At 45.5% G+C, this 12,358-nt stretch carries 11 protein-coding genes; 6 read left to right on the top strand and 5 right to left on the bottom strand.

The window, feature by feature from the left end:
* From C7460_RS21685 to C7460_RS21665, 5 genes are all read left to right on the top strand, one after another.
* On the top strand, positions 1-480 hold a 480-nt coding region (locus C7460_RS21685), incomplete at its 5' end, for a transposase (RefSeq protein ID WP_147303047.1).
* A 945-nt stretch (positions 481-1,425) separates the two neighbouring features.
* Positions 1,426-2,565 carry a cystathionine gamma-synthase gene (locus tag C7460_RS21680; RefSeq protein ID WP_115870244.1) on the top strand — a complete coding sequence of 380 codons (1,140 nt, stop codon included), beginning with the start codon at positions 1,426-1,428 and terminating at the stop codon, positions 2,563-2,565.
* Positions 2,566-2,628: 63 nt separating this feature from the next.
* Complete coding sequence (locus C7460_RS21675) at positions 2,629-3,078, top strand: DUF1572 family protein (RefSeq protein WP_115870243.1); 450 nt, start codon at positions 2,629-2,631, stop codon at positions 3,076-3,078.
* A 63-nt stretch (positions 3,079-3,141) separates the two neighbouring features.
* A complete protein-coding gene (locus C7460_RS21670) occupies positions 3,142-4,257 on the top strand; it encodes a fatty acid desaturase family protein (RefSeq protein WP_115870242.1) in 1,116 nt (371 codons plus the stop codon).
* 89 nt (positions 4,258-4,346) lie between these two features.
* A complete protein-coding gene (locus tag C7460_RS21665; RefSeq protein ID WP_115870241.1) occupies positions 4,347-6,203 on the top strand; it encodes a cation:proton antiporter domain-containing protein in 1,857 nt (618 codons plus the stop codon).
* 6 nt (positions 6,204-6,209) lie between these two features.
* On the opposite strand, the gene bioA is transcribed toward C7460_RS21665, so the two are convergent.
* The gene (gene bioA / locus C7460_RS21660) at positions 6,210-7,484 is read right to left on the bottom strand and encodes an adenosylmethionine--8-amino-7-oxononanoate transaminase (RefSeq protein ID WP_115870240.1); all 1,275 of its coding nucleotides are present in this window, start codon (positions 7,482-7,484) and stop codon (positions 6,210-6,212) included.
* On the bottom strand, positions 7,472-8,080 hold the full coding sequence (gene bioD / locus C7460_RS21655; RefSeq protein WP_115870239.1) for a dethiobiotin synthase: 609 nt from the start codon (positions 8,078-8,080) through the stop codon (positions 7,472-7,474). The genes bioA and bioD overlap by 13 nt, the downstream gene beginning before the upstream one ends.
* Before the next feature lie 91 nt (positions 8,081-8,171).
* On the opposite strand from bioD, the gene C7460_RS21650 reads away from it, so the two are divergent.
* Positions 8,172-9,014, top strand: coding sequence for a 1,4-dihydroxy-2-naphthoyl-CoA synthase (locus tag C7460_RS21650; RefSeq protein WP_115870238.1), 843 nt, complete (start codon positions 8,172-8,174; stop codon positions 9,012-9,014).
* 93 nt (positions 9,015-9,107) lie between these two features.
* Here the strand turns inward: C7460_RS21650 and C7460_RS21645 are convergent, their stop codons facing one another.
* The 3 genes from C7460_RS21645 to C7460_RS21635 form a co-directional block, all read right to left on the bottom strand.
* Positions 9,108-11,093: a hypothetical protein gene (locus C7460_RS21645; protein WP_115870237.1), complete on the bottom strand. Its 1,986-nt coding sequence runs from the start codon at positions 11,091-11,093 to the stop codon at positions 9,108-9,110.
* Between the two features lie 13 nt (positions 11,094-11,106).
* The gene (locus C7460_RS21640) at positions 11,107-11,850 is read right to left on the bottom strand and encodes a hypothetical protein (protein WP_115870236.1); all 744 of its coding nucleotides are present in this window, start codon (positions 11,848-11,850) and stop codon (positions 11,107-11,109) included.
* 89 nt (positions 11,851-11,939) lie between these two features.
* Positions 11,940-12,356 (bottom strand): hypothetical protein, encoded by a 417-nt coding sequence (locus C7460_RS21635; protein WP_115870235.1) that lies wholly within the window; start codon positions 12,354-12,356, stop codon positions 11,940-11,942.
* Positions 12,357-12,358 lie beyond the last annotated feature (2 nt).

The raw sequence follows: 12,358 nt of genomic DNA, 5'->3' as shown, positions 1-12,358 counted from the left end.
AAAATCTTTGACAATAAAGATGCAACAGTGCTTCCCGGTATAACCGATTATGGATGGCTGCAGATATATGGCGAAACGGGGAGTGATTTAAGTAAATGGCCAACGGAAAAGCACTTTACAAGTTGGCTAGGATTAGCTCCAGGTCAACATAGGTCGGGGAAAATGAATAAATCACGAAACAGAAAGCAACACCCTAAAGCAGGACAAATATTCCGTCAGTTAAGCCAAAGCCTAATCGAGAGCAAGCAGATTGCACTAGGAGCTTTTGGTAGGAAGATAAAAAATAAGAAAGGAGCAGGAGTTGCTGTTAAAGCAACAGCTAGGAAGCTAGCGGTGCTATATTGGAAACTAATGGTAAAAGGACTGGCATATACCGAAAAAGGGATTGCGGCATACGAGGAAAGAATAAAATTACAGCAAGAAAGGTGGCTGCAAAAAACTGCCAAAAAGCTTGGATACCAGCTTACAGTTAGTGCGTAGAAAAATACGTCATCGGTAGCTGGCGGACGGCCAGTCGCGGACGGCCAGTCTCGAAAGATAGACACACAGCTCGATTCTTGGTTTTTGCCTTATAGTTCGAGACTAGCCGCCCGCCAACTACCGATGACAAAACCATTACTCAGAGCCACCTTGCCTGCTGCACCCTCCGCCCATGTTGGTCTTGTGACCAACAGGTGGGTGTAGATAGATTGTCGCATCGAGGAACAGTATCACAGGCAGTCCTGGATTGGATAGCTGTAGGTGACAACACCTACAGCGGCTGGAGAAAAGTGCTTTAACCGCTCTGCGCGCTCTATTGTCATCGTAAAAATTCAATCTGAGCACTAAGAGAACGAATCATCGCGTTTTTGCCAAGTTTATCCTAAAAATCAGCGAATAATTCATGACCATAGTGCTACCAAACGCTTCCATGGTATTGCTGACGGGCTCCATGAGCCACAATTAAACTTTCTTAGGTAAGCCCACATAAAACCTGCTAGATCCATAATCAACCACCCTCTAAAAAAAACATCCCGCACGAGGCGGGATGTCGACTACAAAATTGTGTACCAAATGTTAACCTAATTCACTATGTACAAAACAACTCTGCAGTTTATCTTCATAGCTATAGCATTGCTGTTCAGCGTGTTGCTATACCTCAAAACGTCTTTGGCTTGTCTACATTGTGGTGTCTCCAGTAAGCATACGCAAAAAATGCTAATCCGTTTGATTAACTCAAAAAATCTGCTCACCAGAACTGATACTCGAAGATAGTAAAGTTTTGATGCATCGCAGAAACAAATCCACCAGTCTGCGTTTTTCTTTTACCAACGGTAACCATTTCTATGCAAAAGCGTGTGCATGATAGCATACTGACTTTGGCAAATGCTTTAAACTTCTAATCTTTGCCACCGTCACAAATCAAAAACAGAAGACAATTAACCTATGAAATTCGGAACGAAAGCCATACATGCCGGCCAGGAGCCAGACCCAAGCACAGGAGCGATCATGACTCCTATCTACCAAACGTCCACCTTTGTGCAGGCATCTCCGGGAGACCACAAGGGCTATGAATACGCGCGAACTCAAAACCCCACCCGAACCGCACTAGAAGCGAATATTGCCGCACTGGAAGGTGCTAAGTTTGGCCGATGCTTTAGCTCAGGAATGGGCGCTACGGATGCGATCCTGAAGCTATTTGAGCCAGGCGACGAGATCGTGAGTACCAATGACCTCTATGGTGGCACTTATCGGATGTTCACCAAAATCTATGCGAAATATGGCATCAAGTTCCGCTTTGTGGACATGAAAGACCTGGATGCTGTAAAGTCTGCAGTAAATGAAAACACTAAACTGGTGTGGGTAGAGACGCCTACCAACCCTATGATGAGCATCGTGGACATTGAAGCCATCGTGGACATTGCCAAAAGTGTGAATGCCAAAACAGTGGTAGACAACACGTTTGCGAGCCCTTATCTGCAAAACCCGATTGCGCTGGGTGCAGACATAGTGATGCACTCGGTGACCAAATACATCTCTGGCCACTCGGATGTGGTGATGGGCTTTGTAGGCACCAGTGACCCTACCATAGACGAGCAAATTGGCTTTATGCAAAACTCAGCAGGAGCGGTACCAGGCCCTCAAGACTGCTTCCTGGTACTCAGAGGGATCAAAACCCTTCATGTACGTATGGATCGCCACTGTGACAATGGGGAGAAAATTGCCCACTACCTGCGCGATCACGACAAAGTGAAAAACGTCTTCTGGCCAGGATTTTCGGATCACCCCAATCATGACGTGGCGAAAAAGCAAATGAAAAAATTTGGCGGCATGCTGTCCTTCGCACTGAAAGACGACAGCCAGGATGCGGCATTTAGACTGTTGGAAAAACTAAGAGTCTTTAGCCTGGCCGAATCACTGGGAGGAGTAGAGTCACTAGCCGGTCACCCAGCCAGCATGACACATGCGAGCATTCCCAGAGAGCAAAGACTGGAAGCCGGACTTACCGACTCGCTCATCCGACTATCAGTAGGTATCGAAGATGTAGACGACCTGCTCAGAGATCTGGAAGAAGCCATCGGATAATATTTTACGGGATGCCCCAAAGACCTGCTCTGGGGCATCCCCTACTTACCAATCACTGATGTCATGACCCAACACCTTGCCCAGCTTTTTGTCCGCGACCTGGATCGCCTTGCTACAGAACTAGAAAACTACACCTCCGAAGAACAGATTTGGAAAGTAGCCCCCGGCACCTCCAACAGTGCAGGAGTACTGGCCAAACACCTCATCGGCAACCTAAACCACTTTGTAGGTGCCATTTTGGGCAACACGGGATATGTTCGCAACCGCGAAGAAGAGTTTACCAATGCGCCAAAACCAGTCACCTCACTACTCCGCGACATTACCGACCTAAAAGACCTGCTCACTCAAACTCTAGCGCAACTGGATGAACAACAACTGGCTGCCGACTACCCGCTGGAAGTGTTTGGAGCGCCTATAAAAACCGATTTTTTTCTCATTCATTTACAAGGACATCTCAACTACCATCTGGGCCAGATCAACTATCACCGTCGGCTGCTAGCCACAGATAAATAAAATAAAGGACTGTGGGGGAGCATTTTCGCAGTATCTTGGGGTCAATTACGATTTCCCCCTTTCATGAATAAAGCAGCAGTTAAATTTAACACACAAGATCAACCTGAATTTTTTAGAGAACTACGATCACGTGTGAATGCGCACTTCCGCGACAATAACATTTCTAAATATGCAAACCTCAACATGAAGCTGAAAACAGTTTTCATGATTGCATTGTATTTCACCCCATTTGTACTGATGGTCACAGGCACTGTGACTGGCACCTGGAGCGTTTTGGGTTTATGGGTACTGATGGGCATCGGCATGTCAGGCATAGGACTGAGCATCATGCATGACGCCAATCATGGCGCTTACAGCAAAAACAAACACGTCAACAACTTCCTGGGCTATCTGGTAAACTTTCTGGGAGCCTACCACCAAAACTGGAAGATTCAGCACAACGTACTCCACCACTCCTACACCAATGTGGATGGACACGACGAAGACATTGCCAAAGAAGGCATCATGCGTTTTTCGCCCAATCAGGAGCACCGCTCTTATTTCAAGTTTCAGGTGATCTATGCACCGTTTTTGTATGGTTTGATGACCCTCTACTGGTTGGTAAGTAAAGACTTTGAGCAGGTAGTACGCTACAAGAAAAAAGACCTCCTGGCAGGCCAGGGCCTGACGTTTCGAAAGGCCATGCTAGAAGTTAGCTTTAACAAAGCCTGGTACGTGGTACTATTTCTTGTGCTACCTCTGATTGTGGTGAGTTTGCCCTGGTGGCAAATTGTTCTTGGCTTTTTGGCCATGCACTTTATCTGTGGCTTGTTCTTGGCACTGATCTTTCAGCCGGCGCATGTTATTAATGAAACCAACTTTTACGAACCAGACGAGTTTGGTAGTGTAGAAAACAACTGGGCCATTCACCAGCTACTCACTACCGCCAATTTTGCAGGCAATAGCCGAATCTTCTCATGGTTTGTAGGTGGTCTCAACTACCAGATAGAGCATCACCTCTTCCCTAACATTTGTCATATCCACTACCGACAGCTATCGAAAATCGTAAAAGCTACTGCAGAGGAATATAACATCCCCTACCACCAGCACAGAACGTTTTTCAGCGCGGTGAGAAGTCACTTTTCGCACCTGTATAAGCTCGGCACCAATACTTACGACATGAAGCTGACAGCCGCCTAAGATCAGAAAAGCCGCCAATTTTGATGTTCAGGTTGTAATGAATATCTTTCAAGTTTCAACCTTTAAGTTCCAACCAACTTAGCTACTCTATGGACACCATTAATTATTGGCCACTTTTCATCATTTTCATTATTGCCTGGATCGTACCGTTAGTCCTCTCTTGGCTAGAGGTCTCTAAGGTGCCAGCGGTAATTGTGGAGATCATCATGGGAGTGATCATGGGGCCGTTCGTTTTTGACCTGATCCCTGACACTCCATACATGGATTTTCTGGCTAAAACAGGGTTTCTGTTTTTGATCTTCCTGGCGGGACTAGAGATCGATGTGAGTAAAATGCTCTCATCACTACCAAGAGGAAAAATCCGCATGGTAGATGTAGTGAGCAACTCGCTACTGGTAGCCCTCATCATATATTTCGGCTCGTTGTTTCTGTCGCTACCCTTCGCCTGGTTGGTGGCACAGTTTATAGAAATAGACGTGGTATTTCTTACCATCCTACTACCTACAGTGGCACTCAGCATCACAGTCCCTATACTCAAGGCAGAAGGTGAACTTTCACGAAAGTTTGGACAGATCATGCTGATGGAAGGTGCCATAGCTACCATCATGAGTATTATCCTCATTTCGGTATACTCTGGTGTGTTGAAAAATGGTTTTCAGGTAGAGCTCCTGTTGTTTACAGTGATCTTTGCGGTGTTTGTGGTGACCTACATCGTGGGCAAACGCATGATGCGTGTGCGGACTTTTCAGCACCTGTTGTATAGACTAGAGCATGCTGCCAGCCAGATACGCGTAAGAGGTACTGTAGCCCTCTTGCTCCTGTTCGTGATCGTGGCGCATTGGATCAACACCGAGCTGGTCATGGGAGCCTTCTTTGCCGGCACCCTGATGGCACTATTCGTCAATAAGGAGCGCTCTGCCCTGCTCTTCAAGCTGGATGGCATGAGCTACGGCTTTTTCATCCCGATTTTCTTTATCATGGTAGGTGTAAAGCTGGACCTGTCCTCTCTGGCTCAGTTTCAGGACTCTATTCCACTGATTCTCACACTGATTGTTGGCTTTTCGGTAACGCAAATCCTACCTGCACTGATCCTTTCCCGGGTATTTGGTATCAAAAGAGCCTTTGCTGGAGGTGTGCTGCTCTGCGCACGCATGGGTCTGACCATCGCAGCGGCACAGATCGGCCTTTCACTGGAGGTGATCTCACCTGCCGACAATGCGTCCATCGTCACAGCAGCAATCCTCATTAGCCTGATCTCACCGCTCATTTACAAGATATTTTCCAGCGAGGGTGAGGCGCACTACGGCATCTACATTTTCGGTGGCAACCGCTCCAGCCTGCTATTGGCGGAGCGCATCAAAATGCACGGCATCTCCTGCCTTACGGTCCTCCAAAACAAAGACATCATTCCAGAGTTTGAGCGCAAGAGCATCAAGTTTAAAGCTGTGGATCACCTGAGCACGGAGACACTAGACAAGCTGGACATACGTACGGGAGACATGGTCATCGTCCTTACTGAAAACCGGGCGCTCAACCAGGAACTCACACGCCACCTGAAAGAAGAACTAAATCACCACAAGGTGATTACCAAGAAACAGTCGATGACGCACGACATCATCAATGCGGACTCCAATCTAAAGTTTGTAGACATTGATGAAATCACGGCCAAGTATGTGGAAGACATGATCGTGCGCCCAGACTCTGTTACGGCATTGGCCGAAAGCTTTGGCATGTACCGCGTAGAAGAAATACACATCAAGCGCTCCGACATCCACCGCAAGCTGGTCAAAGAGATTGCCTTTCCACCTACAGGGTCGCTGGTAATGCAGCGCAGGGGTAGTGAAATCTTCATCCCTCACGGAGACACGCACCTACTCAAAGGCGATGTGATCACCGTGATCGGCAACACCGCAGCACTCACACAGTTTAGAGAGCTATTGGAGTGATCATTTCTACTGTCGGGTAGCCAAAAATTCTTCGATGGCTGCATACATTTTCTCCAGCTCGTCGTTGGTGATGATGTATGGAGGGATCAGGTAGATCACGTTACCCAGAGGTCTCAGGAGCATATCTTTGGCCATAAAAAAGTCATATATAGCTTCCTTTAGGCTACTGGTATAGCCCGCGTCATCCGCATGTAGTTCAATCGCCAGTATGGTACCTCTGTGGCGTACTTCCTTCACTTCCGCAGTGGGCTGAAAGCGCTCCACAAAAGCTGCATGCGCCTGGCTGATGCGCTGGATATGTTGCTGACACTTCTTACCAAGCAGCAGCTTCATGCTGGCATTGGCCGCCGCACAGGCGAGCGGGTTGGCCGTATACGAGTGGCCATGAAAAAATGCTTTGAGCCGATCTTCCACATCAAAAGCCTTGACCAGGCGCTCATTCACGGCAGTAACGCCCATGGGCAGGTACCCTCCAGTGATGCCTTTCGAGAGGCAAAAAAGGTCTGGCTCTTCTTTCAAATAATCGCAGGCAAACATCTTACCCGTACGTCCAAAGCCAGTCATCACTTCATCAGCGATACAGATCACGTCTTTGGATTTGGCTATACGCAAAAGCTCATCCAAAACCTCTGGCTGGTACATCTGCATGCCAGCAGCCCCTTGTACAAGTGGCTCGAAAATGAAAGCTGCCGTATCATCGTTTACGATTTCTTGCATACGCTCGATCGCTGCTTTTCCATCACCTGATGGAAAAGGCAAAAACTCTACTTCGAATAGAAAGTCATTGAATGGTGCAGAGAAAATATTGCGCTCTGCCACAGACATACTCCCGAAAGTATCGCCATGATAGGCCCCTTCCAGCGCTATGATCTTGCGCCTCGGCTTGCCCTCATTGTGCCAGTACTGGATGGCCAGTTTTATGGCTACCTCTACAGAGGTACTGCCATTGTCACTAAAAAACACTTTGGAGATGCTTTTGGGCAACAGCTTGAGCAAGGTTTTTGACAAGTCGATGGCCGGCCGGTGAGTGAATCCCGCAAAGATCACCTGCTCTACTTTCGCTGCCTGCCGGCTGATGGCCTTGTTGATTTTAGGGTGACTATGTCCATGGATATTCACCCACCACGAAGAGATCGAATCGATGATCTTGCGCCCATCGTGGGTGTGGATGTAGACCCCTTTTGCCTTTTTTACCGGTATGGGCTTGTTGCCCGCCAGCGGCGAAAATGGATGCCATATATTTTTTTGATCAGCCTTTTCCAGATTTGTTAGTCCCAGCATTTGCGTAGTTGTTCAGCGTATTTTTTTACGACTTCTTTCGTGATTTCTTCTTCTCGCTCTATTTTGAGCAGCTGTCGGTAGCCCGATTTAAGTAAGATGATGCGCTCACTCTCTGGGTTAGACTTCCCATTGAATATGATGCCTTTCACCGGATAGCCTTTCGCTTTTAAGTACTCACAGGTGAGGAGCGTATGGTTGATACTGCCCAGGTACAGGTTAGACACCAGCACCACTTCGGCTGCAACCCGCGGAATGATATCCGCCACCACATCGTCATCATTGAGCGGAACGAGTACCCCTCCGGCGCCTTCTACCACCAGATCTCTGTTGCTCACCGGCGGTACGATTTGATCCAAATCGATGTGTACCCCATCAATAGCGGCAGAAGCATGAGGAGAAGCAGGCGTCTTGAGCAGGTATGCTTCTTTGTAAAAGTTACTTTGATCATTAGCTACCAGACTTTGGACGGTTTCCGTATCTCTGGGCTCACCAGATTGCACCGGTTTCCAATAATCTGCTTTCAGCATTTCTGTAAGAATGGCACTCACCAAAGTCTTGCCACTGTCTGTATCTATAGCCGTCACAAAATAATTCATGATGCGAAGTTATAACAGGAACATTTAAGAGAGGGAAATGGATTTATTTTGAGTTTATACATATTTGCGCTGACATTAATAAAAGATCATCATGAACAAGCCCAATTGGACCACCGTAAAGGAATACGAAGACATCACCTATAAAAAATGCGGCAGTGTAGCCCGAATCGCATTCAATCGCCCTGAAGTGCGCAATGCGTTTCGCCCCAAGACGGTAGCCGAACTCTACCAGGCATTTTTGGATGCACGAGAAGATACGTCTATCGGTGTGGTCTTGCTTTCCGGTGAAGGTCCATCGTCCAAAGACGGTGGCTGGGCATTTTGCTCAGGTGGTGATCAGCGTGCCAGAGGCCATCAGGGCTATGTAGATGATGACGGCATGCCACGTCTCAATATCCTGGAGGTACAGCGCCTGATTCGCTTTATGCCTAAAGTGGTGATTGCTGTGGTGCCCGGATGGGCTGTAGGTGGTGGCCACTCACTACATGTGGTGTGTGATCTGACACTGGCCAGCAAGGAGCACGCCATTTTTAAGCAAACGGATGCGGACGTCACCAGCTTTGATGGTGGCTATGGATCAGCTTATTTGGCAAAAATGGTGGGCCAAAAGAGGGCTCGTGAGATTTTCTTCCTCGGCAGAAACTACTCCGCTCAGGAGGCCTATGACATGGGCATGATCAACGATGTGATTCCACACGATGAGTTAGAAGACACAGCCTATCAGTGGGCTCTGGAGATTCTGGAAAAGTCCCCTACTTCCATCAAGATGCTCAAATTTGCCTTCAACCTTACCGACGATGGCATGGTAGGTCAGCAGGTATTTGCCGGTGAAGCCACACGCTTAGCCTACATGACCGATGAGGCCAAAGAGGGTCGTAATGCCTTCCTCGAAAAGCGCAAGCCTGACTTTAAGGATATCAAGTGGATTCCTTGATTGAATATCTAAAAAAAGACTTCCCAGCCTCAAAAGCCGGGAAGTTCGTAAGCGGTGAAAATTAGTTACTTAAATTCATGAGTATAGAGCTGATTATTTGAATGAATACCTCACCTCAAAATGGCCGTCATTGTCTGACTCTTTATTGTCGTTGATTCTGAGCTGAAGAAGTCCGTCCCTATCTGCGGCGATGGTCTCCTGAGTACCAACATAAAACCAGTCTCCATCACCAATTTTACCAATCAAACAGCCGTGGTTGTATCTGCCATCCACATTGTGCGTTCGAAAACCAGAAATACCATTTGGGTAACATGGAACGGAAAAAACTCCTAAAGTAATTGATCCATTTGCGCTCAAATTAATTTCGTCCCCTTTCTTGAGGCTTATGTGAGTATAATTTGTCCAAGGTGTAATCTTGAGCAGATGATCTCCAATTTTTTCTGCAACCACAACCCCCTTTGCGTCCAGGTTATCCAGGGCGGTCACCCGTAGATCACCACCTTCCAAGTCGATCTTATAAAATGTCGTTCCACTCTTGACATAGCTCCCTGATTCTGCTTTTAACTCTCCTCCTTCCCAAGGTTCTATGTAAGGGCTTGTACTTTTCCTGTATTCAGTCGTGAGTTCGAGCATATATAGTTCGATTATATCTCGTGGAGCATTTTTAACTTTAAAATTTCCGCTTACTGCGTATTGATTATTTCGTTCATCATCCAACCTCACCGTGTAAATTTCCCATCCTCTACTATTGCGGAATGTATTAATGTCGGAGTATAGATCATCTCCCACTTGCATGTAACCTAGATTTTCAACTCTTCGAATGAACTTCTTACCATCCTCAGTGTAGTATCTATCCTTGATATCAGATCCGAGTCTCATGATATCAAAAATATCCTCGATGGTGGGCAGGCTTGATTCGTACTTGATTTTGAGGTCTTTTCTTCTTTGAGCAATCTCAGCTTTCTTTTCTTTGATCAAATTGACTCGTACGAGTTCCTCTCTCCTTCGCTTTTCCTCCTCTTCTCGGAGGTATTTTTCAATACGCGCTATCCTTGATTGAATAAAATCATCTAGCTTTTCAATATTGGGAACTGACTTAGTATTAGAAAGGAATTTTCCTCGAAGTGCATCCAATTCTGCCACAGTATAATATTTCTCAGCCTTTTGTGCTATATCATACGCGCTGATGGATACAAAGTATGTTTTCTTCTCTTTATAGTATTCATAAATCGATTTAACAGAGCTGTAATCCTCGTATTTTCGGTACTTCTTTTTAAGCTCTTCAAAGGCACGGTTTACCTCTTCTATCTCGGAAATCTCGAAGCGGGTTTTTTCCAGACTTTTTACTTCTATTACTGCGAGGCTTTCAAGTACGTCCTGCCGCTTGTTTTCAATTAAAGCCTTCATTTCGGACTTTACGGTCGAACTAGCAAATCTATAAATCTGGCTATTGTTATGCTTAAAGTTGTCCAGCTCTGCTAACGTTTTGAAGGTATTTGGTAAACCTGTGACCTGGTCTTTTTTCAGGATCAAATCCTTATCTGCCGCCGCTTCTTTTTTGGAACTGATTAAATCAAGTATTCCATTTAACTCGACAGTAGTAAGTAAGCCAAACTCAGTTTTAATTGACTTTTCCACTTTCATGAGTGCTTCCAAACTCAAGCTACTTTTCAGTTCAGTTTTAATGTTACTGAGCTTACTCCTTTGAGTTTGCGCTTTCGACACTCTGCTTTTCACTTCACTAAGGTTTGATGATAGGAAAACCTGATATAAATAGTCTCTTAGCTGCCAACATCCGTTGACATCTGCGCACTTAAATAACTTCTTTTTGAGCCTCTCAACTTCCTTCTCACTAAAGTCCACAAAACTCTTTTTACTAATTTGGGTGAAGTATTTATCAGAAATCAGGTTATAGGATATTCGGTCAAAAAGTTTCCTATCTTTTGTAGGGTGATCATAAGACACTTCAGGAAATTCACGAATGACCGTTTCGTAGAGTTGAGCAAATTCATCACATTTCTGCGCAACCAGATTGAATGAATAGCTGCAAACCAATATGAAAAGAAACCACGTTTTCATGAGCACTTAGCTTTTAATCACAAGATTCTATGGAGAACGACGCTACTGGCTCAGAAGGCGGATATGCCCCGAAATAGATTTCCACATTTGACGGATTGTCATCATCACCGATATAGTAGACGGCCTCCCAATAGATAGTCCAAGAACTCCCCAATTCAGCAGCTTTATCCTTGGATACATTAGCTGTGTAGCGGCAGCTCCTCTTCTTAGGCAGTCTTACATTAAAAGTGAATGTTTCACTATTGAAATCATACTGCGGGACTTTTTTCGGTGTGATTGTGACAAGGCTCTTTCTTCTGATTTCCTCTGACCAAGCGTTTAAGGCAGTAAGAACGCCTTGTTTCTCCAGTTCCTTTACAATCTCAATTCTTTGAAACTGGCTTTTTTGATCGTTATAATTCCGGAACCCTCTGAGCAATTTGTTTCTACCTTTTTCGCTCAGCAGCATTTTGAGATTATCAAAAAAAGCTTTTGAAGATGGCTCCTGCTCTTTGATATGCCACAGTGCATCAATCCTCTTTTGATTTTTCTTAATAGCTCTTACGAAGGAGTGGTTATTGTTCAACCTCACCCCATAGCCACCGCTTTTGAAATACACTATTTTATCATTCAGGGTATTGGCTGAAAAGTCAGCAAGAAACTTATTTTCAAACTCGATATTGTAGGTTTCAAAATACCGACCAAGCGTTCCTATTGGGTTTGAAATGGAAACACTGGAAATTAGCATGGTGAATACTATAATAATTGCTTTTTTCATCCTTTCGTTTTTAAGTGATACCCTGGATTTTGTATATCTGAAAGATTTATGAACCTTTCATCCATTAGAAATAAATGATCATAAAGATCCTATGACGTCTTCCGCTGACTTTTGAGTTTATTCTGAACAATTTGATAGAGGCCAAAAACAATCAGGAAAACCCACAGCGAGTAGCCCCAAACCCAATCCATAAAGGGAATACTGTATGCCGGCAAAGGGTCTGATAGCACTCCGGCTGCCTGGAGTTCGGCTAGCTCCTCCTCTCTCAATGGAATATAAGAGCCCTCGTCATTTTGCAACACATAACCATCATCTGATAGATACACACCTAGCAGGAGGTATTGTGTAGTGGTTTTATAAGCCAGAAATAAGGGCCCACTGTCTGATTCGGGAAGATCAATTTTCTGAATCGTGCGAATGGTTTCATCTTTCCCAAACATAAACTTACCTGCAAATATCTCACTGGCAGCAAGCAATAGAATCAATAAAAAAAGAGTCGCTCTCATAG

The sequence above is a fragment of the Marinoscillum furvescens DSM 4134 genome (assembly GCF_003386095.1).
Classification (GTDB): Bacteria; Bacteroidota; Bacteroidia; order Cytophagales; family Cyclobacteriaceae; genus Marinoscillum; species Marinoscillum furvescens.
Note: the sequence above shows the minus strand (reverse complement) of the source record. Positions and strands in the feature narration are given on the sequence as shown.